A 22,115-nucleotide genomic window follows, 5' to 3' on the forward strand; every position below is an offset into this window, starting at 1 on the left:
TTGGCGGCAATGCTGCGCGCATTGCCGCAAGTAGGGCAGGCATCAAGGCTGGAACAGACCTACGCCGATTTCGTTCTCTTTACGGGTACGGGCGATAACCGAAGCCGGGCTTTCTGCCATCCGCAGTCCCATCTCTTCTTCGGTACGCACCAGTTTGCCGCGCAGCGAGTTGGTGTAGACGTCGACGATTTCGACATCAACGAACTTGCCGATCATCTCCGGCGATCCCTCAAAGTTCACCACCCGGTTATTTTCGGTGCGGCCAGAGACTTCCATGACGTTCTTACGGGAGATCCCTTCTACCAGGATACGCTGCACCGTGCCAAGCATCCGCCGGCTGATGGCCATCGCTTGCTGATTGATGCGATCCTGCAGGATCCACAGGCGCTGCTTTTTCTCTTCTTCGCTGACGTCATCCGGCAGGTCAGCCGCCGGGGTGCCCGGACGCGCAGAGTAGATAAAGCTGAAGCTGACGTCGAAATTGACATCGGCGATCAGCTTCATGGTCTGCTCGAAATCCTGCTGGGTTTCACCCGGGAAACCGATGATGAAGTCAGAACTGATTTCGATATCCGGGCGCGCCGCACGCAGCTTACGGATAATCGCCTTATACTCCAGCGCCGTGTGTGCCCGTTTCATCAGCGTCAGGATGCGGTCGGCACCGCTCTGGACCGGCAGGTGCAGGAAGCTCACCAGCTCCGGCGTATCGCGGTAAACCTCGATAATGTCATCGGTGAACTCAATCGGGTGGCTGGTGGTAAAGCGAATACGATCGATACCGTCGATGGCCGCCACCAGGCGCAGCAGTTCAGCAAAGGTGCAGATGCCGCCATCAAAGGTGGCACCGCGATAGGCGTTGACGTTCTGGCCGAGCAGGTTAACTTCACGCACGCCCTGGGCCGCCAGCTGGGCGATCTCCAGCAGAATGTCGTCGCTCGGACGGCTGACCTCTTCACCGCGGGTATAAGGCACCACGCAGAAGGTACAGTACTTGTTGCAGCCTTCCATGATCGAGACGAAGGCGGTCGGACCTTCTGCGCGCGGCTCGGGCAGACGGTCAAATTTTTCGATTTCCGGGAAGCTGATATCCACCACCGGGCTTTTGCTGCCGCGCACGGTGTTAATCATTTCTGGCAGACGGTGCAGGGTCTGCGGGCCGAAGACGATATCGACGCAGGGCGCACGCTGGCGAATATGATCCCCTTCCTGCGACGCCACGCAACCGCCGACGCCGATGATCAAATCCGGGTTACGCTCTTTTAACTTTTTCCAGCGCCCCAACTGGTGGAAAACCTTCTCCTGCGCTTTCTCGCGAATAGAACAGGTGTTGAGCAGCAGGATATCCGCCTCTTCAGCGACCTCGGTCAGCGTGTAGCCGTGCGTACTGTTCAGCAGGTCAGACATCTTAGATGAATCATACTCATTCATCTGACATCCCCAGGTTTTGATATGCAGTTTTTTTGTCATCGAACTAGCCATTGATTCAGTGCAGTGGAGGCAGGGCGCGTATTGTAATGCTTTGATGCTGTTGTGACCAGCCTAAGGGCTTTTCTGATCGTGCCACTCTTTTTCCGGTACACTTTGCTTTAATCAGACCCGTGTTGTGCAGGCTGGCGGGAAAAGAAGAAGGATATAAGCAATGCAGGATAACCAGTTTGATGTGGTGATCGTCGGTGGTGGCATGGTGGGTGCTGCGCTGGCGTGTGGGCTGACGCAGCAGCAGTTCCGCGTGGCGGTGATTGAGCGCGCCGAACCGGCCCCTTTTGCAGCAGAGAGCGATCCCGATCTGCGGATCTCGGCCATCGGCTCGTCATCGGTAGCGTTACTCAAGCAGCTTAACGTCTGGTCGCGGGTTGAGGCGATGCGATGCGCGCCGTATCGCAAGCTGGAAACCTGGGAATGGCAAACCGCGCAGGTCAGCTTCGATGCCGCCTCGCTCGGGCTGCCGGAACTGGGCTTTATGGTGGAAAACAGCGTGCTGCAACGGGCGCTGTGGGAAGAGATGCAGGCGCTGGGGGTTACGCTCTGCTGTCCGGCCACGCTGGCGAACCTGCAGCAGGAGAATGGCGGCTGGCGCGTTGACCTGAGCGGCGGCGAGACGCTGCATACCCGGCTGGTGGTGGGTGCAGATGGCGCTAACTCTCAGGTGCGGCAGATGGCGGGGATTGGCATCCACGGCTGGAGCTATGCGCAGTCCTGCCTGCTGATCAGCGTTAGCTGTGAACATCCGGCCGGCGATGCTACCTGGCAACATTTCACTCCGCAGGGGCCACGCGCTTTTCTGCCGCTGTATGACAACCGCGCCTCGCTGGTGTGGTACGACGCGCCTGCACGGATACGCCAGCTGCAGACGATGGCGCTGACTCAGCTGGAAAAAGAGATTGCCAGCCACTTCCCGGCGCGTCTGGGGCGGTTTAAAGCCCATGCTGCGGGCGGGTTCCCGCTGGTGCGGCGTCATGCGGCGCGTTACGTGCTGCCAGGACTGGCGCTGGTCGGCGATGCGGCACATACCATCAACCCGCTGGCGGGGCAGGGCGTTAATCTCGGTTACCGCGATATTGATGCGTTGATTGAGGTACTGGTGAGCGCGCGCGGCGCGGCGGAAGACTGGGCGGCTGAGCGGATATTGCAGCGCTATCAGCGTCAGCGTCGCACCGACAATATGCTGATGCAGGGCGGGATGGATCTGTTCTATTTCGCCTTCAGCAATCAGTTGGCACCGCTGCGCTTTGCGCGTAACCTTGGGTTGATCGCCGCCGAACATTCCGGCGTGCTGAAGCGTCAGGTGTTGCGCTATGCGCTGGGATTGTAAATCAGCCTGATGGTGTAATACGGCTCGTGATAAGGCGGGCCGCTACCCTGACCGGCAACTGACCGGAAAGCACAAAAACAACAAAGCCCGCAAAAGCGGGCTTTGTTGTGCAATTTGGCTGGGGTGCAGGGATTCGAACCCCGGAATGCTGGTATCAGAAACCAGTGCCTTACCGCTTGGCGACACCCCAATAGGTGTTAATTCAAATTGTCTTTTGTGTGGCTGGGGTGCAGGGATTCGAACCCCGGAATGCTGGTATCAGAAACCAGTGCCTTACCGCTTGGCGACACCCCAATAATATGGTGGCTACGACGGGAATCGAACCTGTGACCCCAGCATTATGAGTGCTGTGCTCTAACCAGCTGAGCTACGTAGCCAAATTGTACTGCATTTCGATGCTGGCTGGGATACCTGGATTCGAACCAGGGAATGCCGGTATCAAAAACCGGTGCCTTACCGCTTGGCGATATCCCATTCGTCCACTCGCAGCCACGAGATTCATCGAAATTGGCTGGGGTACCTGGATTCGAACCAGGGAATGCCGGTATCAAAAACCGGTGCCTTACCGCTTGGCGATACCCCATCCATGCTGCCGAATAATGAAATGGTGCGGGAGGCGAGACTTGAACTCGCACACCTTGCGGCGCCAGAACCTAAATCTGGTGCGTCTACCAATTTCGCCACTCCCGCAAAAAAAGATGGTGGCTACGACGGGAATCGAACCTGTGACCCCAGCATTATGAGTGCTGTGCTCTAACCAGCTGAGCTACGTAGCCATCTTTTTTTCGCGTAACCTTCATCGGCGTTGCGGGGCGCATTATGCGGAGTTGACTTAACAGCGTCAACAAGTTTTTTGCCGTTTTTTTGCTGATAACCGCTGTTTGACTGGCTTATGACCAGGCTGGCGGTTTATTCAACAATTTTTCAGTGAATACAACGCAGATGATAAAAAAAATGGGCCTTAAACGGCCCATTTTTCATCTCTTCTGATACGGCTATTTATAGGCTGACTGATGCACACCCACCGCGCGACCGGATGGATCGTCCATGTTTTTAAACGCTTCGTCCCATTCAATCGCTTTGGCTGAGGAGCAGGCCACCGATGGACCACCTGGCACGCACTCTGCCGCACTCGGTAACGGGAACAGCTCTTCAAAAATTTCACGATACAGATACGCTTCTTTCGAACCCGGCGTGTTGAACGGGAAACGGAAGTGCGCGGTGGCCAGTTGCTGATCGCTGATTTGCTTCGCGGCAACCTCTTTCAGGGAGTCGATCCAGCTATAACCAACGCCGTCTGAGAACTGCTCTTTCTGCCGCCACGCCACGCTTTCCGGCAGGTATGAAGAGAAACATTCACGCAGGATGTGCTTCTCCATTTTGCCGTTGCTGCCACACATTTTGTCGGCCGGGTTGATGCGCATCGCTACGTCGAGGAATTTTTTATCCAGGAAGGGCACACGCGCTTCCACGCCCCAGGCTGACATCGCCTTGTTGGCACGGGCGCAGTCGAACATATGCAGTGCCTGCAGTTTACGCACGTTTTCTTCGTGGAACTCTTTGGCGTTCGGCGCTTTATGGAAGTAGAGGTAGCCGCCGAACACTTCATCTGCGCCTTCACCCGACAGCACCATCTTAATGCCCATCGCTTTAATCTTACGTGACATCAGGTACATCGGCGTGGAGGCGCGGATGGTGGTGACGTCGTAAGTTTCAATGTGATAAATCACATCGCGAATCGCATCCAGACCTTCCTGCACGGTGAAATGAATTTCGTGGTGCACGGTGCCGAGATGCTCCGCCACGGATTTGGCCGCTTTCAGATCGGGCGATCCTTCCAGGCCCACCGCGAATGAGTGCAGCTGCGGCCACCAGGCATCACTTTTATCCTGATCTTCGACCCGCTTAGCGGCAAAGCGCTTGGTGACGGCAGAAATGATTGAGGAATCGAGTCCGCCAGACAGCAGCACACCGTAAGGAACATCTGACATCAGATGGCTTTTCACTGACTCTTCCAGCGCATGCTTCAGGCCCGTAGCGTCGGTGGTGTTGTGCTCTACATTTTTGTATTCCATCCAGTCACGCTGCCAGTAACGACGGATTTCACCATCGGTGCTGGAGAGATAGCTGCCCGGCGGGAACTCTTTGATTGAACGGCAGACCGGCACCAGCGCTTTCATCTCTGACGCGACATACAGGTTGCCATGCTCATCGTTACCCATATAGAGCGGGATGATGCCAATGTGATCGCGGCCAATCAGGTAAGTGTTTTTAACGCTGTCATACAGGATAAAAGCGAACATGCCTTCCAGATCGTCGAGGAAATCGACGCCTTTTTCCTGATACAGCGCCAGGATGACTTCACAGTCAGATCCGGTCTGGAACTGATAGCGATCGCTCAGTTCTGCGCGCAGTGCCTGATGGTTATAGATTTCGCCGTTAACCGCCAGGACATGAGTGTGGTCGGCGTTGTACAGCGGCTGTGCGCCGTTGTTGACGTCAACGATTGAGAGACGTTCATGCGCCAGGATCGCATGGTCATCAGCATAGACGCCAGACCAGTCCGGGCCGCGATGACGCATTAAGCGTGAACATTCCAGCGCTTTTTTGCGCAGCTCAACAGGATCGGTTTTCAGATCCAGCACACCAAAAATTGAACACATAACTGACTCCTGAGCTCACCTTACGGCGATGTTATCTTTTGCGTTTGTCCGGCAGCCTGACGCTGCGTGATGTATAAGAAAATGCGCTATTTGGTGCATTCAATGCAAGAGGAATCGCGATTTACTGATAAAAAGATTGTTGTCATGGCAATAAAATTGAATAAACCACAATTTAACAACGTTTTTATTGTCGGATCGGTAATGAAATGCATTTTCTGGCTGAATTTTAGCCGAAAGAGAGGGCGGGTAATCGGTCGAAAAGAGGGGACGCATCACGCTTTAGCCCGATGCGTCATAAGAAAAAGGCATCAGAACAGGTCAATGTCCGCGACTGAAGGGTAGATCCAGTCAGGCCGGAATGGCATGGCATCAATATCGCTTAAGGTTGATACGCCCGACAGCACCAGCACCGTCTCCAGCCCGGCCTGAAAACCGGCCAGAATATCGGTGCGCAGATTGTCACCAACAATCACCGTCTCTTCCGAGTGCGCCTGCATCTTGTTCAGGGCGGCACGCATAATGTACGGACTCGGTTTGCCGACGTAGAACGGGCGGCGACCGGAAATCTTCTCGATGCCGGCACACAGCGCGCCACAGGCCGGCACAAAGCCGCGCGCATGGGTGTCAGGGTTGGTGGCGATGAACCGCGCGCCGTTGGCGACAAAAAAAGCCGCCTTGTGCATCATGTCCCAGTTAAACGAGCGCGTTTCCCCGACGATGACGAAATCAGGGTTGATATCGGTGATGGTAAAGCCGGCTTTGTAGAGTTCGTGGATCAGCGCACCTTCACCTATCACATAGGCTTTTTTGCCTTCCTGACGGCGCAGAAAGTCTGCCGTGGCCATCGCCGAAGTGTAGAACACCGAGTCCGGCACCTCTACGCCCGCCGAGGCGAAACGGTTGGCCAGATCCTGCGCGGTTTGCGAAGGGTAGTTAGTCAGCACCACCAGCGGCATCTCCTTCGCCAGAATGCGCTGCAAAAATTCCTGTGCGCCGGGAACTGCCGTGTTGTCGTGCATCAGCACGCCATCAATATCACAAATTACGCTTTTAATGGTCATAGTCAGATCCGATGTGGCCCGCCAGAGTGGCAGGCTGAGCTTATTCTTCGAGAAGATGTTGCAGCAGAATGCCGTTAAGCATGGCACGTTTTGCCAGCGCAAAGGCGCCGATTGCCGAACGATGATCTAAGGTCGAACGCACCACCGGCAGATTTTTGCGGAAGGCGGCGAGCGCCTGTGTGTTAATGCAGCCTTCAATCGCCGGCAGCAGGACTTTTTCTGCATCGGTGATTTCACCGGCCAGCACCACTTTTTGCGGATTAAACAGGTTGATGGCAATCGCGATAGCTTTACCGAGGTAGCGGCCGACGTATTCGATCACTTCGCAGGCCAGCGCATCACCCTGATTAGCCGCTTTACAGATTTGCGGCATCTGGCACGCCTCCAGCGTCAGCACGCTGGGATAGCCCTGATTGAGCAGATGACGCACCCGATTCTCAATCGCGCCGTTGGCGGCGATGGTTTCGAGGCAGCCAAAGTTACCGCAGTGGCAGCGTTCGCCCAGCGGATCGACCTGGATATGGCCAATCTCACCGACGTTACCGTTGCTGCCGAGAAAAATATGCCCGTTGGCGATGATACCGGCCCCGGTGCCGCGATGTAAGCGCACCAGAATGGAGTCGGCGCAGTCACGGCTTGCCCCAAAGTAGTGCTCAGCCAGCGCCAGGCTGCGGATGTCGTGACCGACAAAACTGGTCACGCGAAAGCGCTCTTTCAGGCTGGCGACCAGCGGCCAGTGACTGACAGCGATGTGCGGCATATAGCGGATCACCCCGTTAATCGGGTCAACCAGCCCGGGCAGGATCACCGAAATCGCGATCAGCTCGCGTATTTTGCGCTGGTGCTGCTCAATGAAGGCGCTGATGGCGTTGAACAGCGCATGCTGCAGCGTCTCCTGGGTGCGTTCCGGCAGCGCATAATCCTCCTGCGCCAGCGATTTTCCGCTCAGATCAAACAGCGTCAGGGTCGCATCGTTGCGTCCAAGCCGGACGCCGATGGTATGGAAATTGCGGGTTTCAGTGATGATGGAGATAGCGCGGCGACCGCCGGTAGAGGCTTGCTGGTCCACCTCTTTGATCAATCCGCGCTCTATCAATTGACGGGTAATTTTGGTGACGCTGGCGGGCGCAAGCTGGCTGAGTTCGGCAATCTGAATGCGCGATATCGGCCCCTGTTGATCAATCAGCCGGTAAACGGCCGCACTATTGAGTTGTTTAACAAGATCGACATTTCCTATTTGTGACTGGCCGCCAGTGGTCATTCAGTGCTTACTCGCTCAGGACGTCGTCTCCGTTGACAAACGTCTTAATGATTTTAAAGTCGCGCGTAAACACAGTCAGGTTCGCGATTTTTCCTGCTTCGATCGAGCCTAACTGCTTTTCCACGCCCATCGCCCGTGCCGGGTAAAGTGACGCCATGCGCAACGCTTCATCCAGTGCAATGCCAACATGTTCCACACTGTTCTGTACTGCTTCAATCATGGTGAGGGCAGAACCGCTCAGCGTTCCGTTTTCATCAACGCACAGCCCGTCACGATAATAGATTGTTTTACCAGCAAAAATAAACTCGCTAATCGCCGCGCCAGCCGGTGCTGTGGCATCCGTTACCAGGATCAGCTTGTCGCCTTTAATGCGCTTCGCATTGCGAACGTTAGCGTAATGGACATGTAAACCATCCGCAATAATGCCGCAGTATACATCAGGCGAATCAAACAGCGCACCGATAAGACCCGGTTCACGACCGGCAAAGGTCGGCATGGCGTTATACAGGTGTGTGGCGAAGCTGATGCCCGCAGAAAAGCCCGCTTTGGCTTCTTCGTAAGTGGCGTTGGAATGCCCGGCGGAGACGATGATACCCGCTTCAGTCAGCTGACGAATCACGTCGCAGCCGGCATTTTCCGGGGCCAGCGTCACTTTTGTGATCACATCCGCATTTTCACACAGGTATTGCACCAGGGCGGCGTCGGGCAGGCGGATCAGCGCCGGATTATGGGTGCCTTTCTTCGCTTTGCTCAGCCACGGACCTTCCAGATGCAGCCCGAGCGCCTGATGCTGATGTTTATGCAGGTAAGCGCGCATGGTTTCGATCGCCCGCTGCATTAATTCGTCACTGCTGGTGATCAGCGTCGGTAAAAAGCTGGTGCAGCCTGACTTTTCGTTGGCGCGCTGCATGATTTCCAGCGTCTCTACGCTGAGCGCGTCGATGTCGTCATTAAACTGAACGCCGCCACAGCCATTAAGCTGCAGATCGATAAAGCCGGGCGCAATAATGGCACCTGATACATCACGCTGCTCCACGTCTGCAGGCAGCGACTCACGTGGGATCACGCGGTCGATGCGCCCGTTGGCAATCACCACCGCGTGATTGTCCAGAATCTGGTGGCCGCTATAAATCCGGCCATTAACTAATGCGAACATCTCTTCTCTCCCGTCCTGACCTGCCGCTGCCCGGGGCAACAGCAGGTACGACAAATTTTTAGTTACACGCCTTTCATATTTTCCGCTTCCATCTCGCGGAAATATTTCACGGTTTTCACTTTCAGTTCCATGGTGGCTGGCTCGTCACACACCACCACCGATTTCGGGTGCAGCTGCAGACAGCTGATGGTCCACATGTGATTAACGTTGCCTTCGACCGCCGCCTGTAGCGCCTGAGCTTTAACGTGGCCGGTAACCAGAATCATCACTTCTTCCGCGTCCAGCAGGGTGCCGACACCCACCGTCAGCGCATATTTTGGTACCTGATCGACATCGCCGTTAAAGAAGCGAGAGTTTGCCACACGGGTGTCATGCGTCAGGGTTTTAATCCGGGTACGTGAAGCCAGCGAAGAGGCCGGTTCGTTAAAGGCGATGTGACCATCGTTGCCAACGCCACCCATAAACAGGTGAATTTTGCCCAGCGCGCGGATTCTCTCTTCATACTGGCGACATTCTGCGTCAATATCCGGCGCATTACCATTCAGAAGATTGATGTTTTCTGGTTGAATATCAACGTGATCAAAGAAGTTGCGATACATGAAACTGTGGTAGCTTTCCGGGTGCTCTTTTGGCAGGCCAACATATTCATCCATATTGAAAGTGATAACATGCCTGAAACTAACCTGGCCCGCTTTATGCATCTCAATCAGGTGCTTGTAAGCTTCAAGCGGCGTACCGCCGGTCGGTAAGCCCAGCACAAAGGGTTTGTCTGCCGTTGGGTTAAAGGCATTAATCCGGTTCACAATATGGCGTGCTGCCCATTTGCCGACCTGGGTTGGTGTAGCTAAAGGAATCAGTCTCATGTTTCACCTCAATTAGGAAAATGGAAAGGGGGGCGCGCGAATCCATTGCGTTACTCATCAGCCTAAACGGATTCTGACATCCCGCCACGGTCTGAGTGCGCCTTAATATTTCGGATCATAAAATAAGTTTGCGGCTATAGCCAGATGTTGCCGCATCAATCGATGTTTTTTGGTGATAAAAGTCACAGTTATGGTGGTTTTAATTTGCGAGGCGAATTAATTTATCATTACACTTCGCTGCGTGATATGAAGTGTCATAAGGTCTTTGCAGCCGACATAACAATATTAAGCGGCGCAGAGCGACAAGCCAGGCTCATAGGGGGAAAGGGTAAATGTTAGGTTACTTACAACGCGTTGGCCGTGCACTGATGGTGCCGGTAGCAACCCTGCCAGCGGCAGCGATATTAATGGGGGTCGGTTACTGGATTGATCCAGTCAGCTGGGGCGCAGGCAATGCGCTGGCAGCGCTGTTTATCAAGTCCGGTGCCGCGATCATCGAACACATGTCGGTGCTGTTCGCTATCGGTATCGCTTACGGGATGTCCAAAGACAAAGATGGCGCAGCGGCGCTGACCGGCTTCGTCGGGTTCCTGGTGGTGACCACACTCTGTTCGCCAGCTGCTGTGGCGATGATTCAGAAAATACCGCTGGAGCAGGTACCTGCTGCCTTTGGCAAAATTGAAAACCAGTTTGTCGGCATCCTGGTCGGTATTCTCTCGGCGGAAGTCTATAACCGCTTCAGCCACGTCGAGCTGCCTAAAGCGCTCTCCTTCTTCAGCGGACGCCGACTGGTACCGATTCTGGTGTCGTTCCTGATGATCTTAGTGGCCTTTATTCTGATGTATATCTGGCCGGTTGTCTTCAACGGTCTGGTCAGCTTTGGCGAACATATTCAGAAGCTGGGTTCAGCCGGCGCCGGTATCTACGCCTTCTTTAACCGTCTGCTGATTCCGGTGGGTTTACATCACGCGCTGAACTCCGTGTTCTGGTTTGATGTGGCCGGGATTAACGATATTCCTAAATTCCTCGGCGGCGCACAGTCACTGGCTGATGGATCGGCAACTGTCGGCATCACCGGTCGCTATCAGGCGGGCTTCTTCCCCATCATGATGTTCGGTCTGCCGGGTGCGGCGCTGGCAATTTACCAGTGTGCACGGCCGGAAAACCGCGCCAAAGTTGGTGGCATCATGCTGGCGGCAGCGGTGGCAGCTTTCTTCACCGGTATCACTGAGCCGCTGGAGTTCTCCTTCATGTTCGTGGCACCGGTGCTGTATCTGATCCACGCCGTGCTGACCGGTATTTCTGTCTTCATCGCGGCCAGCATGCACTGGATTGCCGGCTTTGGCTTTAGCGCCGGGCTGGTGGATATGGTGCTGTCGACCCGTAACCCGCTGGCGACGCACTGGTACATGCTGATCCCGCAGGGTCTGGTGTTCTTCGTCATCTACTATGTGGTGTTCCGTTTCACCATCAAAAAATTCAACCTGATGACGCCGGGCCGTGAGCTGGCGGTCGCCGGTGACGAAAGTGATGGTTATGACGTCAACGTCGATAAAACCGATAACGGTGAAAGTGCGACTGAAACGCTGGCGCGTCGTTATATTGGCGCGGTAGGCGGCTCAGACAACTTAACCAGCATTGATGCCTGTATTACCCGCCTGCGTCTTAACGTGAATGATTCAGCACAGGTGAATGAAAGCGTGGCTAAACGTCTCGGCGCGTCCGGGGTGATTCGCCTCAACAAGCAGAGCGTACAGATCATTGTCGGTACTCAGGCTGAAGGCATTGCGTCGGCGATGAAAAAAGTGCTGACCAAAGGGCCAGTAGCCGCCGCCAGCAGCAATGCAGCAGCACCGGCAGCAGCCGTTAAGCCGCAGGCAGTATTGAACAGTGAGTCGCGGGTTATCGCCACGTTGCTGGCACCGGTGAGCGGTGACGTTGTTGCGCTGGATGCGGTGCCGGACGAAGCTTTTGCCAGCAAAGCGGTGGGCGACGGTCTGGCGATCAAGCCGAGCGACAAATGGGTGGTGGCACCGATTGCCGGTACGCTGGTGAAAATCTTCAATACCAATCACGCCTTCTGTCTGGAAACCGACAACGGGGTTGAGATTGTGGTCCACATGGGGCTGGACACCGTGGCGCTGGAGGGTAAAGGCTTTACCCGTCTGGTAGAAGAGGGTGCCAGCGTGGCGGCCGGTCAGCCGGTACTGGAGATGGATCTGGATTACCTCAACGCCAATGCCCGCTCGATGGTCAGTCCGGTGGTGGTCAGCAACAGCGATGATTTTGCCGGCCTGACGTTACTGGCCAGCGGTAAGGTGGTGGCGGGTGAAACCCCACTGTACGAAGTGAAAGGCTAATCCCCGCAGCAAAACCCACAAGGCAGGAAGCGATTCCTGCCTTTTTTGTTTTAAAGCCTGAACAAACGGTTGTTTCCCTCTGGCGCTTTGTGGATCATACTCCGTTACTTCGTGGTACATATCACCCGCTATTCGTATTGAGGATTTTTGAGATGAGTGAGGCTGAAGCCCGCCCAACTAACTTTATTCGTCAGATCATCGACGAAGATTTGGCGAGCGGTAAGCACAGCAGCGTGCATACCCGTTTTCCGCCGGAGCCCAATGGCTATCTGCACATTGGTCATGCGAAATCGATCTGTCTGAATTTTGGCATCGCCCAGGATTACCAGGGGCAATGCAATCTGCGTTTCGACGATACCAATCCGGTCAAAGAGGATATGGAGTTCGTTGAATCTATCAAGCGTGACGTTAGATGGCTGGGCTTTGAGTGGAGCGGTGAGGTTTGTTACTCATCAAACTATTTTGATCAGCTCTACAACTATGCCATCGAACTGATCAATAAAGGGCTGGCTTATGTCGATGAGCTGAGCCCGGAAGCGATCCGCGAATACCGCGGCACCCTGACTGCGCCGGGCAAAAACAGCCCGTATCGCGATCGCAGCGTAGAAGAGAACCTGGCGCTGTTTGAGAAAATGCGAAACGGTGAGTTCGCCGAAGGCACTGCCTGCCTGCGCGCCAAAATCGATATGGCCTCAAACTTTATCGTGATGCGCGATCCGGTGCTTTATCGGATTAAGTTCGCTGAACACCACCAGACCGGTAACAAGTGGTGCATCTATCCGATGTATGACTTTACCCACTGCATCTCCGATGCGCTGGAAGGGATTACCCATTCACTCTGTACGCTGGAGTTCCAGGACAACCGTCGTCTGTATGACTGGGTGCTGGATAACATCACTATTCCGGTGCACCCGCGTCAGTATGAGTTCTCGCGCCTGAATCTTGAGTATGCGGTGATGTCAAAACGCAAACTGACGCAGCTGGTGACCGAGAAGCACGTTGAGGGCTGGGACGATCCGCGCATGCTGACCGTTTCTGGCTTACGCCGTCGCGGTTACACCGCTGCCTCAATCCGCGAGTTCTGCCGCCGTATTGGCGTCACCAAGCAGGACAATATTGTGGAGATGGCGTCGCTGGAATCGTGCATCCGTGACGATCTCAATGAGAATGCGCCGCGTGCTATGGCGGTGCTCGATCCAGTGAAAATAGTGATCGAAAACCTGCCGGCCGGCCACCACGAAACCATCACCATGCCTAACCATCCGTCTAAACCGGAGATGGGCACGCGTGAGGTGCCTTTCAGCCGTGAGATCTGGATCGACCGGGCGGACTTTCGTGAAGAGGCCAACAAGCAATATAAGCGTCTGGTACTGGGCAAAGAAGTTCGCCTGCGCAACGCCTATGTGATCCGTGCTGAGCGGGTGGCAAAAGATGAAGCGGGCAACATCACCTGCATCTACTGCACCAGCGATGTGGATACCCTGAGTAAAGATCCTGCTGATGGCCGCAAGGTCAAAGGCGTGATCCATTGGGTGTCGGCAGACCACGCGCAGCCAGCCGAGTTCCGCCTGTATGATCGCCTGTTCAGCGTGCCAAATCCGGGCGCAGCCGACGATTTCCTGTCGGTGATCAATCCAGAATCGCTGACTATCAAACAGGGCTTTGTTGAGCCAGGTCTGCGTGACGTGGAAGCAACCACGCCGTACCAGTTTGAGCGTGAAGGTTACTTCTGCGCTGACAGCGTCTATTCGAAGCCGTCACAGCTGGTGTTTAACCGCACCGTTGGCCTACGCGATACCTGGACTAAAGCTGGCGAATAATCGTTGGTGCTGACCTGATAAAATGGCAAAAGGGCGAGGTATCGCCCTTTTTTATTGTCCTGATTTTTGCCATCACCGAGGTTTGTGCTGTCGCCATTTTGGAGTGGTTGTTACGAAATTGTGAGAGAAATCTGAGTTTAAAAAAATTAATCAATTACCAGATGTGAATTATCCGCTTTCAGGTAGGCTATGCCGTCTCAGACATAGCTCAGCGAGTGATATAAGGAAAAAAAATGACCGTTCTCGCCCAGGAAGCCAAACACAGTGTCGTCGTTTTACATCAGCTTATTGAACGTATTTTCAATCAACCCGCCGGGTCTGATGATAGTTTTGAGCTGATGATGTCCTATTTTCATCCTGAATTTCGCATGGTTACCCCGCGCGGAACTCAACTGAACCTGAATGAAGTCGAAGATCTTTTCCGTCAGCTGCAGGGCCAGCGGGAAGGGATGCGCATCGCCACCTGCGAGCACATGGTCATTTCCCATCAGGAGAAAGAGGTCACCGTGCAGTACCGTGAGATGCAGATGCTGAACGGCAATAATCAGAGCCGCATCGCCCTGGCGATTCTGGATTACAGCACCTCGATTCCGCGCTGGCGTTACCTGCAGGAAACCCTGGTTGCCTGACTGACGGCGGAAAAAGAATAAAAAAAAACCGGTGAATTCACCGGTTTTTTTATTTCAGCCTGCGTCAGACTTACTGATCGTGCAGCGTCTCATCTTCACGGCAGTCGCCCAGCGCGCAGTGACCATACAGATAGAGGCTGTGGTTGGTCAGCTTGATGCCGTGGCGGGTAGCGATTTCACGCTGACGGGTTTCAATCGACTCGTCGCTGAACTCAATCACTTTACCGCAGTCCAGACAGATCAGGTGATCGTGGTGATGCTGCTGAGTCAGCTCAAACACCGATTTGCCGCCTTCGAAATTGTGACGGGTCACAATACCGGCATCATCAAACTGGTTCAGCACGCGGTAAACCGTGGCCAGACCAATTTCTTCGCCGATGTCGATCAGGCGTTTGTACAGATCTTCCGCGCTGACGTGATGGCACTCAGGTTCCTGAAGCACTTCCAGAATTTTCAGTCTGGGCAGCGTGACTTTCAGGCCAGCCTTCTTTAATGCGGTATTGTTGTCAGTCATGCGGATTTTGTCCTGTTACTTATATTCACTTTTGTGGCGCTTGGCCTTGAATGTCGATCTGTGCCCATTCTCATTTGCGTCTCATTATAGAACTGATGCAGTGAAATGAAAACCGAGGGGAGTGCCTAAATCACCATGGGCTGTAAGGGATACGTCACCGAGCCGGGGAGGATTTCTGCAGGAGTCTGTTAACATTTCGCTTAGTCCTATCTGCTGCCAGAGAAAATAAGCGGAAGATCGATGCGGGTATTCTACAGATTAAACGAAGAAAGTTAAAAAAATGTGGCTATTATTTCTATAGGAATTTCCGTTGCCTCAATGTGAGCTGGCGCTCACATTGAGTCGGCTATCTTCAGGCTTCGAGGATCTCTTTGAGCTGCAGTTCATCAAAAATCTGCTTAACCCATTGCTCAACGCGCGCATTAGTCAGTTCTGGCTGGCGATCTTCGTCAATCGCCAGGCCGAGGAAGTGGGTATCGTCAGCCAGGCCTTTTGATGCTTCGAAGTGATAACCTTCGGTTGGCCAGTGGCCGACGATCACTGCGCCGTGCGGCTCAATGATGTCGCGGATGGTGCCCATCGCGTCACAGAAGTACTCGGCATAATCTTCCTGATCGCCACAGCCAAACAGGGCGACCAGCTTGCCGTTAAAATCGATCTCTTCCAGCGTCGGGAAAAAGTCATCCCAGTCGCACTGCGCTTCACCGTAATACCAGGTCGGGATACCCAGCAGCAGGATGTCAAACGCTTCCAGATCTTCTTTAGTGCTTTTCGCGATGTCGTGGACTTCTGCAACGTCTTTACCCAGCTGTTTCTGGATCATTTTTGCAATGTTTTCGGTGTTGCCGGTATCGCTGCCAAAGAAGATGCCTACGAGTGCCATGAGTAAAATAACCTCTTAAATCCTGATGATGAGATGTGTGCCGCAGCACATTTCAGCGAATAATAGCAGACGAGACAAACCCGCGGAACGGTTAAAGCCTCGACATTTGCCTCTGCGTGCGTTTTGCCCGCATTAATCCAGTTTGAGTTGCGCCAGCAGCATTTGTTCAATCAATTCGCTACGGCTGAGATTGCGCTGTTCTGCCAGCGTATTGAGCGCTTCGACGGCTTCACTGTTCATTTTCAGTTCGACACGACGAAGCCCGCGCCCTTTGTCACGTTTCAGTTGATTGCGCTTATTGATGCGCAGCTGTTCATCACGCGAAAGCGGACTGGTTTTGGGTCGACCTGGGCGGCGCTCATCAGCAAACAGATCGAGCGTCGTGCGGTCAGTGTGTTCTTTTGCCATGGCTTAGTGAAACTGAATGTGCGGGCGCCAGACGCTCGCCGCGCAGATTATAAATTATTGGCCGTTACCGCGGCAAAATGACCGGCGGCAAAATTTTAGCGCGCCATCATACTCCACGCTAACTCCGGACGCCAATCCTAAACATTTGCCGCCAGGTATTTGCTTTTAAAGCGCAAAAAAGCGACGAACGCTGCGTAATACGGCATCAGGTTTTTCGGCGTGCACCCAGTGTCCCGCGCCGCTGATCACATGTGCATGGGCCGCCGGGAACTGCGTAATTAACGCGTCACGGTACTGGTTATCCAGATAGCTGGAGTCACCGCCGCGAATAAACAGTGCCGGATGCGGCCAGGCGGGAACCGGCTGCCAGCCCGAAATGGTGGCGTAGTTATCCCACAATACCGGCACGTTAAAGCGCCATTCGCCCTGCTGGAAAGATTTCAGCAGGAACTGAATCACACCCTCTTCATCAAGCAGACCACGCATCACCTGCGCGGCTTCACTGCGGGAAGTGACGCCCGCTTCCGTCACCGCGCGGATCGCCGCAAAAATGGTATCATGGCGGCGGGTCTGATAATCCACCGGGGCGATATCGATCATCACCAGTCGTTCGATACGATCGGCCGCCAGCGCACTCATGGTCATGGCAATTTTGCCGCCCATCGAATGACCGATTACCGCCACCCGATCGATGCCGTGTGCATCCAGCGTCTCTAACATATCCTGTGCCATCACAGCGTAGTTCATCTCAGCGGATCGCGGTGATAATCCATGGTTGCGGACATCAACCTGCAGCACCGGCGCGGCATCTTTTAACCCGCGAGCCAGCACGCCAAGGTTATCCAGCGTCCCGAACAGACCGTGGATCAGCAGGATGGGCAGGGAATCAGTCGGGGATTGTTCAGTTTGCAGACGGGCGTTCAAAATCATGGCAAAGTTCTTAAGTTTGAGACCTAAGCTTAGGTTATCATGGATTCACCTTTTCAGGCGCGCCGGTTCCGGCGGCATTAGGACATATTCTGACTTTTGCCCGTAAACCGTTTGATTGCTAACAACCCGCCTGAATTTAACTTTATAATCCTCATGTTAGAACCCGCTCACCCTTCGAATCGCCAAACATTGCTTAGGGCTTTTCAGGAAACAAGTGGTTCTGTCATGAGAAAGAACCGTACGGAATAAGATGAAAACGATCGAAGTTGACGAAGAGCTCTACCGTTATATTGCCAGCCACACGCAACACATTGGTGAAAGCGCATCCGACATTCTGCGTCGTATGCTGAAGTTCACGGCCGGTCAGGCAGCACCCGCTGCGCCGGCGCAAAATGCGACCCCCGGTGCGGCGAAAGAAGCTCAGCCTGCCGTGGCTGGATCACGTCCGCAGGATCGGGTACGCGCCATGCGTGAACTGATGCTTTCTGATGAATATGCGGAGCAGAAGCGGGCGGTTAATCGCTTTATGCTAATCTTGTCAACGCTCTATCGTCTTGATACTGCAGCCTTTGCTGAGGCAACTGCATCACTGCAGGGCCGTACCCGCGTCTATTTTGCAGGTGATGAGCATACGCTGTTGCAAAATGGCACCCATACTAAGCCGAAGCATGTACCCGGCACACCGTACTGGGTGATCACCAATACCAATACCGGTCGCAAATGCAGCATGATCGAACACATCATGCTCTCAATGCAGTTCCCGCAGGAACTGACAGAGAAAGTTTGCGGCACCATTTAAACTGAAGCGTCAGGGAGAAGCGCCAATGGCCAATCACCCCCGTGCCGGGCAACCCGCCCAGCAGAGCGATTTGATTAACGTTGCACAATTAACCTCACAGTATTATGTCCTGCAGCCCGACGTGGCGAACCCGGAACATGCGGTGAAATTTGGCACCTCTGGCCATCGCGGAAGCGCAGGGCGTCAAAGCTTCAACGAGATGCACATTCTGGCGATTGCGCAGGCGATTGCCGAAGAGCGTAAAAAGAACGGCATCACCGGTCCGTGCTACGTGGGTAAAGATACTCATGCGCTGTCAGAGCCGGCGATCCTGTCGGTGCTGGAAGTGCTGGCGGCGAACGGCGTGGATGTGATTGTGCAGCAGGATAATGGCTATACGCCGACCCCTGCCATCTCTAACGCCATTCTTGAGCACAACAAAGCCGGCGGCGCGCTGGCCGACGGCATTGTGATCACGCCTTCACACAACCCACCGGAAGATGGCGGCATCAAGTACAATCCACCTAACGGCGGACCGGCTGATACCAACGTCACTAAAGTGGTTGAAGATCGCGCCAATCAGCTGATCAAAGATGGCCTGAAAGAGGTTAAACGCCTGCCTCTCGATCAGGCTCTGGCCAGCGGTCACGTGGTCGAGAAAGATCTGATTCAGCCTTACGTTGAAGGTCTGGCACAGGTCATCGACTTCCCGGCAATCCAGAAAGCCGGTCTGAAAATCGGTGTTGATCCGCTGGGCGGTTCCGGTATTGCTTACTGGCAGCGTATCGCCGAGCACTACAAGCTGGATCTGACGCTGGTGAATGATGCTGTCGATCAGACTTTCCGCTTTATGCATCTGGATAAAGATGGCGTGGTCCGCATGGACTGCTCCTCTGAGTGCGCTATGGCCGGTCTGCTGGCTTACCGTGACAAGTTCGATCTGGCGTTTGGTAACGACCCGGATTATGACCGTCACGGCATTGTCACTCCGGCAGGCCTGATGAATCCAAACCACTATCTGGCCGTGGCAATCAATTACCTGTTCCAGCACCGTCCACAGTGGGGCCAGGATGTTGCCGTCGGTAAAACGCTGGTGTCCAGCGCAATGATCGACCGGGTGGTTAACGACATCGGCCGTAAGCTGGTGGAAGTGCCGGTTGGCTTTAAATGGTTTGTTGATGGCCTGTATGACGGCAGCTTTGGTTTCGGCGGCGAAGAGAGCGCAGGTGCCTCTTTCCTGCGTTTCGATGGCACGCCATGGTCAACTGATAAAGACGGTATCATCATGTGTCTGCTGGCGGCCGAGATTACGGCGGTCACCGGTAAAAACCCGCAGCAGCATTACGATGAACTGGCCGGGCGCTTTGGTGCGCCAAGCTACAACCGTCTGCAGGCGTCCGCAACCTCTGCGCAGAAAGCCGCGCTGTCGAAGCTGTCACCTGAGATGGTGAGCGCCGATACGCTGGCGGGCGACCCGATTACCGCGCGTCTGACCGCTGCGCCAGGCAATGGCGCGTCGATTGGTGGTCTGAAAGTGATGACCGACAACGGCTGGTTCGCTGCGCGTCCGTCAGGCACCGAAGACGCCTACAAAATCTACTGTGAAAGCTTCCTGGGTGCGGAACACCGCGCGCAGATTGAGAAAGAAGCGGTAGAGATTGTCAGCGAAGTACTGAAAAACGCCTGAGAAATCGGGCAATGAAAAAGGCGCCTCTGGCGCCTTTTTTTATGGCATAAAGCGATAGCCAATGCCGGTTTCCGTCAGCAGATGCATCGGCTGGGTCGGGTTAGCTTCCAGCTTCTGCCGCAGATGCCCCATATAGATGCGCAGATAGTGGCTGTGCTCCACCGCATTCGGTCCCCACACCTGGCTCAGGAGCTGGCGCTGGGTCAGCACTTTGCCGGCGTTATTCAGCAGAATACTCAACAGGCGGAACTCAATCGGGGTGAGATGAATCTCCTCACCGCCGCGCTGTACCCGGCGCGCAGCAAAATCAACACTCACATCGGCAAAGGTGACGCGGGCGTCGGGCTGCTGGCTGCTGTGCCGCCGCAGAGCCACCCGGACGCGAGCCAGCAGTTCCCCAATACCAAACGGCTTGGTCAGATAGTCATCTGCGCCGGCATCCAGCGCGGCGATTTTATCCTGCTCGTCGCTGCGTGCCGACAGCACAATCACCGGCATCGCGCTCCACTGGCGCAGGTCGCGGATAAAATCGGTGCCATCGCCATCTGGCAGGCCTAAATCGAGGATCACCAGATCGGGTTTACGGGTGGCGGCTTCAATCAAGCCACGCTGCAGGGTATCGGCATCAAACACTTTCAGTGCCTCATTTTCCAGCGCCAGCCGCACAAAACGGCGGATCTCTTTTTCATCTTCAACGATCAAAACCGTGGTCACGCAAACCTGCCTTGAATAAACAGTGATGCGCTACTTTACCAACAAATTTTTCTGCCGTCCGTGCCGGCAACGCTGGGTTGATTTAAACCTGTTCGCAACCCTGAAATAACATTCATGTAACTTAATTACAGGTCAATTCTTAAACGACACATTTTCGGGTAAATAAGTGGTCTGATGAGTAGTAAAATTACACAATCAGGCGTAATCTTAGACACAGATCACATTCGAACCTTATAACTCTCCGGGAGGCGATAACCATGTATCAGGCTTATCCACGTTCCAAAATCATTTTGCGTCGCACGCTGGTGGTCCTTCTCGGCGTTGTTGCGTTACCCGTGATGCTGTTCCGTCGCGACCGCGCCCGCTTCTACAGCTATCTGCATCGGATGTGGTGCAAAACCAGCGCCAAGCCGGTATGGCTGGCGCAAGCAGAAGCCGCTGGCGGCGCTTTCTGGTAAGACGGACATCTGCTGAATCGGCCTGGTCATTGGACCAGGCTTTTTTTTTTGCGTTTTTTCTTAAAACAACCGCGCTTTTCCCTGGCTTAACGCTGTCTTCCTGGCTGATTTACGCTACACTTAAACCTCTACAAGATTTCGGAGGTTGTACAAGTATGAGCAAAAAAATCCCGGTCGGAATCAGTGCCTGCTTGCTTGGTGAGAGCGTCAGATTTGACGGTGGACACAAGCGCCTTACTTTTGCTACCGAAGATCTCACGCCTTTTGTGCGTTTCGAGCCGATCTGCCCTGAAATGGCGATTGGCCTGCCAACGCCGCGCCCAGCCTTACGCCTGGTTAACCACGGCGATGATGAACTGCATCTGTGCTTCAGCAAAGATGGCGGGGAAGAGGTGACCGATCGGATGCGTGACTGGTCAGCCGAGCGCGTGAAATCGTTGCATCATCTATCAGGCTATATCCTGTGCGCCAAATCCCCTAGCTGCGGCATGGAGCGGGTGCGGGTTTACGAGCCGGACACCAACAACAATCGCAAAGCCGGCACCGGCATTTTTGCCGAATTCCTGCAGCGTGAAATGCCATGGTTGCCGCTGGAAGAGGATGGGCGACTGCACGATCCCGCGCTGCGTGAAAACTTCATTGGCCGGATCTGCGCGCTGCACGAATTCAATCAGATGTGGCAAAGCGGCCTGACCCGTCACCGCCTGATTGCCTTCCACAGCCGCTATAAATTACTGATGCTGGCCCATTCGCAGGAGAAATACCGCGAGCTGGGGCCGTTTGTCGCCTCGATGAGCCAGTGGGAATCGCTGGATGCGTTTGCCTTCGAGTACCGTAATCGCATGATGGCGCTGATGTCACGACCCGCCTCGCGTCGTAATCACACCAACGTTCTGATGCACGTTCAGGGTTATTTCCGCCGCCAGCTCAGCTCACCGCAGCGGCAGGAACTGGCGACGCTGATAGATCGTTACCGCCAGGGCACCCAGCCGTTGCTGGTGCCGATTACCATTCTGAAGCACTACATGGCGGAGTTCCCGCATCCATGGCTGGCTGAGCAACGCTACTTCGACCCCTATCCGGAAGCGTTGCGTTTACGTTACGGACAATAATTCAGG

General features: G+C 54.5%; 19 protein-coding genes and 7 tRNA genes. 8 read left to right on the forward strand and 18 right to left on the reverse strand.

What is annotated here, in order from left to right:
* Positions 1 to 42 precede the first annotated feature (42 nt).
* Complete coding sequence (gene miaB, locus AC6I8D_RS05420) at positions 43 to 1,467, reverse strand: tRNA (N6-isopentenyl adenosine(37)-C2)-methylthiotransferase MiaB (protein ID WP_312053690.1); 1,425 nt, start codon at positions 1,465 to 1,467, stop codon at positions 43 to 45.
* A 172-nt stretch (positions 1,468 to 1,639) separates the two neighbouring features.
* Here miaB and ubiF point away from each other — a divergent pair, with 172 nt between their 5' ends.
* The gene (ubiF, locus tag AC6I8D_RS05425) at positions 1,640 to 2,812 is read left to right on the forward strand and encodes a 3-demethoxyubiquinol 3-hydroxylase (RefSeq protein ID WP_312053692.1); all 1,173 of its coding nucleotides are present in this window, start codon (positions 1,640 to 1,642) and stop codon (positions 2,810 to 2,812) included.
* Positions 2,813 to 2,927: 115 nt separating this feature from the next.
* On the opposite strand, the gene AC6I8D_RS05430 is transcribed toward ubiF, so the two are convergent.
* From AC6I8D_RS05430 to nagB, 12 genes are all read right to left on the reverse strand, one after another.
* Positions 2,928 to 3,002 (reverse strand) — tRNA-Gln (locus AC6I8D_RS05430).
* Between the two features lie 29 nt (positions 3,003 to 3,031).
* Positions 3,032 to 3,106 (reverse strand) — tRNA-Gln (locus AC6I8D_RS05435).
* A 6-nt stretch (positions 3,107 to 3,112) separates the two neighbouring features.
* Positions 3,113 to 3,189 (reverse strand) — tRNA-Met (locus AC6I8D_RS05440).
* 22 nt (positions 3,190 to 3,211) lie between these two features.
* Positions 3,212 to 3,286: transfer RNA gene (locus AC6I8D_RS05445), tRNA-Gln, on the reverse strand.
* 34 nt (positions 3,287 to 3,320) lie between these two features.
* Positions 3,321 to 3,395: transfer RNA gene (locus AC6I8D_RS05450), tRNA-Gln, on the reverse strand.
* Between the two features lie 22 nt (positions 3,396 to 3,417).
* A tRNA-Leu gene (locus AC6I8D_RS05455) sits at positions 3,418 to 3,502 on the reverse strand.
* 9 nt (positions 3,503 to 3,511) lie between these two features.
* Positions 3,512 to 3,588 (reverse strand) — tRNA-Met (locus AC6I8D_RS05460).
* 219 nt (positions 3,589 to 3,807) lie between these two features.
* On the reverse strand, positions 3,808 to 5,475 hold the full coding sequence (gene asnB, locus AC6I8D_RS05465; RefSeq protein WP_497819761.1) for an asparagine synthase B: 1,668 nt from the start codon (positions 5,473 to 5,475) through the stop codon (positions 3,808 to 3,810).
* A gap of 308 nt (positions 5,476 to 5,783) precedes the next feature.
* Positions 5,784 to 6,536, reverse strand: a complete 753-nt coding sequence (locus AC6I8D_RS05470) for an HAD-IIA family hydrolase (protein WP_031374799.1) — start codon at positions 6,534 to 6,536, stop codon at positions 5,784 to 5,786.
* A 40-nt stretch (positions 6,537 to 6,576) separates the two neighbouring features.
* A complete protein-coding gene (gene nagC / locus AC6I8D_RS05475) occupies positions 6,577 to 7,797 on the reverse strand; it encodes a DNA-binding transcriptional regulator NagC (protein ID WP_312053696.1) in 1,221 nt (406 codons plus the stop codon).
* A 7-nt stretch (positions 7,798 to 7,804) separates the two neighbouring features.
* On the reverse strand, positions 7,805 to 8,953 hold the full coding sequence (nagA, locus tag AC6I8D_RS05480) for an N-acetylglucosamine-6-phosphate deacetylase (RefSeq protein ID WP_497819762.1): 1,149 nt from the start codon (positions 8,951 to 8,953) through the stop codon (positions 7,805 to 7,807).
* Between the two features lie 62 nt (positions 8,954 to 9,015).
* The gene (nagB, locus tag AC6I8D_RS05485; protein WP_031374802.1) at positions 9,016 to 9,816 is read right to left on the reverse strand and encodes a glucosamine-6-phosphate deaminase; all 801 of its coding nucleotides are present in this window, start codon (positions 9,814 to 9,816) and stop codon (positions 9,016 to 9,018) included.
* A gap of 332 nt (positions 9,817 to 10,148) precedes the next feature.
* On the opposite strand from nagB, the gene nagE reads away from it, so the two are divergent.
* From nagE to AC6I8D_RS05500, 3 genes are all read left to right on the forward strand, one after another.
* The gene (nagE, locus tag AC6I8D_RS05490; protein WP_312758071.1) at positions 10,149 to 12,176 is read left to right on the forward strand and encodes an N-acetylglucosamine-specific PTS transporter subunit IIBC; all 2,028 of its coding nucleotides are present in this window, start codon (positions 10,149 to 10,151) and stop codon (positions 12,174 to 12,176) included.
* A gap of 152 nt (positions 12,177 to 12,328) precedes the next feature.
* A complete protein-coding gene (gene glnS, locus AC6I8D_RS05495; protein WP_312053702.1) occupies positions 12,329 to 13,996 on the forward strand; it encodes a glutamine--tRNA ligase in 1,668 nt (555 codons plus the stop codon).
* Between the two features lie 233 nt (positions 13,997 to 14,229).
* Positions 14,230 to 14,625, forward strand: a complete 396-nt coding sequence (locus AC6I8D_RS05500; RefSeq protein ID WP_312053703.1) for a hypothetical protein — start codon at positions 14,230 to 14,232, stop codon at positions 14,623 to 14,625.
* A gap of 70 nt (positions 14,626 to 14,695) precedes the next feature.
* Here the strand turns inward: AC6I8D_RS05500 and fur are convergent, their stop codons facing one another.
* From fur to ybfF, 4 genes are all read right to left on the reverse strand, one after another.
* Positions 14,696 to 15,139, reverse strand: a complete 444-nt coding sequence (fur, locus tag AC6I8D_RS05505; protein ID WP_031374805.1) for a ferric iron uptake transcriptional regulator — start codon at positions 15,137 to 15,139, stop codon at positions 14,696 to 14,698.
* A 352-nt stretch (positions 15,140 to 15,491) separates the two neighbouring features.
* Complete coding sequence (gene fldA / locus AC6I8D_RS05510; protein WP_094119655.1) at positions 15,492 to 16,022, reverse strand: flavodoxin FldA; 531 nt, start codon at positions 16,020 to 16,022, stop codon at positions 15,492 to 15,494.
* Positions 16,023 to 16,154: 132 nt separating this feature from the next.
* Positions 16,155 to 16,430: a LexA regulated protein gene (gene ybfE / locus AC6I8D_RS05515; RefSeq protein WP_069728027.1), complete on the reverse strand. Its 276-nt coding sequence runs from the start codon at positions 16,428 to 16,430 to the stop codon at positions 16,155 to 16,157.
* 165 nt (positions 16,431 to 16,595) lie between these two features.
* Positions 16,596 to 17,360, reverse strand: a complete 765-nt coding sequence (ybfF, locus tag AC6I8D_RS05520; RefSeq protein ID WP_312758068.1) for an esterase — start codon at positions 17,358 to 17,360, stop codon at positions 16,596 to 16,598.
* Positions 17,361 to 17,610: 250 nt separating this feature from the next.
* Here ybfF and seqA point away from each other — a divergent pair, with 250 nt between their 5' ends.
* Together seqA and pgm are read left to right on the forward strand one after the other, a co-directional pair.
* The gene (seqA, locus tag AC6I8D_RS05525) at positions 17,611 to 18,159 is read left to right on the forward strand and encodes a replication initiation negative regulator SeqA (protein ID WP_312758066.1); all 549 of its coding nucleotides are present in this window, start codon (positions 17,611 to 17,613) and stop codon (positions 18,157 to 18,159) included.
* A 25-nt stretch (positions 18,160 to 18,184) separates the two neighbouring features.
* Complete coding sequence (gene pgm / locus AC6I8D_RS05530) at positions 18,185 to 19,825, forward strand: phosphoglucomutase (alpha-D-glucose-1,6-bisphosphate-dependent) (protein WP_312758064.1); 1,641 nt, start codon at positions 18,185 to 18,187, stop codon at positions 19,823 to 19,825.
* 39 nt (positions 19,826 to 19,864) lie between these two features.
* Here pgm and kdpE read toward each other — a convergent pair whose 3' ends face one another.
* Positions 19,865 to 20,539, reverse strand: a complete 675-nt coding sequence (gene kdpE, locus AC6I8D_RS05535; protein ID WP_312758062.1) for a two-component system response regulator KdpE — start codon at positions 20,537 to 20,539, stop codon at positions 19,865 to 19,867.
* 257 nt (positions 20,540 to 20,796) lie between these two features.
* On the opposite strand from kdpE, the gene AC6I8D_RS05540 reads away from it, so the two are divergent.
* Positions 20,797 to 20,997, forward strand: a complete 201-nt coding sequence (locus AC6I8D_RS05540; protein WP_031374812.1) for a DUF2517 family protein — start codon at positions 20,797 to 20,799, stop codon at positions 20,995 to 20,997.
* 155 nt (positions 20,998 to 21,152) lie between these two features.
* Positions 21,153 to 22,109: a YbgA family protein gene (locus tag AC6I8D_RS05545; protein WP_312053712.1), complete on the forward strand. Its 957-nt coding sequence runs from the start codon at positions 21,153 to 21,155 to the stop codon at positions 22,107 to 22,109.
* Positions 22,110 to 22,115 lie beyond the last annotated feature (6 nt).

It is taken from the genome of Pantoea sp. X-Soil-MYKO-1785 (assembly GCF_059730675.1).

Coding starts and splice junctions, on each gene's coding strand:
- miaB (WP_312053690.1), bottom strand. CDS start 1,467: ATGACAAAAAAACTGCATATCAAAACCTGGGGATGTCAGATGAATGAG.
- ubiF (WP_312053692.1), top strand. CDS start 1,640: ATGCAGGATAACCAGTTTGATGTGGTGATCGTCGGTGGTGGCATGGTG.
- asnB (WP_497819761.1), bottom strand. CDS start 5,475: ATGTGTTCAATTTTTGGTGTGCTGGATCTGAAAACCGATCCTGTTGAG.
- AC6I8D_RS05470 (WP_031374799.1), bottom strand. CDS start 6,536: ATGACCATTAAAAGCGTAATTTGTGATATTGATGGCGTGCTGATGCAC.
- nagC (WP_312053696.1), bottom strand. CDS start 7,797: ATGACCACTGGCGGCCAGTCACAAATAGGAAATGTCGATCTTGTTAAA.
- nagA (WP_497819762.1), bottom strand. CDS start 8,953: ATGTTCGCATTAGTTAATGGCCGGATTTATAGCGGCCACCAGATTCTG.
- nagB (WP_031374802.1), bottom strand. CDS start 9,816: ATGAGACTGATTCCTTTAGCTACACCAACCCAGGTCGGCAAATGGGCA.
- nagE (WP_312758071.1), top strand. CDS start 10,149: ATGTTAGGTTACTTACAACGCGTTGGCCGTGCACTGATGGTGCCGGTA.
- glnS (WP_312053702.1), top strand. CDS start 12,329: ATGAGTGAGGCTGAAGCCCGCCCAACTAACTTTATTCGTCAGATCATC.
- AC6I8D_RS05500 (WP_312053703.1), top strand. CDS start 14,230: ATGACCGTTCTCGCCCAGGAAGCCAAACACAGTGTCGTCGTTTTACAT.
- fur (WP_031374805.1), bottom strand. CDS start 15,139: ATGACTGACAACAATACCGCATTAAAGAAGGCTGGCCTGAAAGTCACG.
- fldA (WP_094119655.1), bottom strand. CDS start 16,022: ATGGCACTCGTAGGCATCTTCTTTGGCAGCGATACCGGCAACACCGAA.
- ybfE (WP_069728027.1), bottom strand. CDS start 16,430: ATGGCAAAAGAACACACTGACCGCACGACGCTCGATCTGTTTGCTGAT.
- ybfF (WP_312758068.1), bottom strand. CDS start 17,360: ATGATTTTGAACGCCCGTCTGCAAACTGAACAATCCCCGACTGATTCC.
- seqA (WP_312758066.1), top strand. CDS start 17,611: ATGAAAACGATCGAAGTTGACGAAGAGCTCTACCGTTATATTGCCAGC.
- pgm (WP_312758064.1), top strand. CDS start 18,185: ATGGCCAATCACCCCCGTGCCGGGCAACCCGCCCAGCAGAGCGATTTG.
- AC6I8D_RS05540 (WP_031374812.1), top strand. CDS start 20,797: ATGTATCAGGCTTATCCACGTTCCAAAATCATTTTGCGTCGCACGCTG.
- AC6I8D_RS05545 (WP_312053712.1), top strand. CDS start 21,153: ATGAGCAAAAAAATCCCGGTCGGAATCAGTGCCTGCTTGCTTGGTGAG.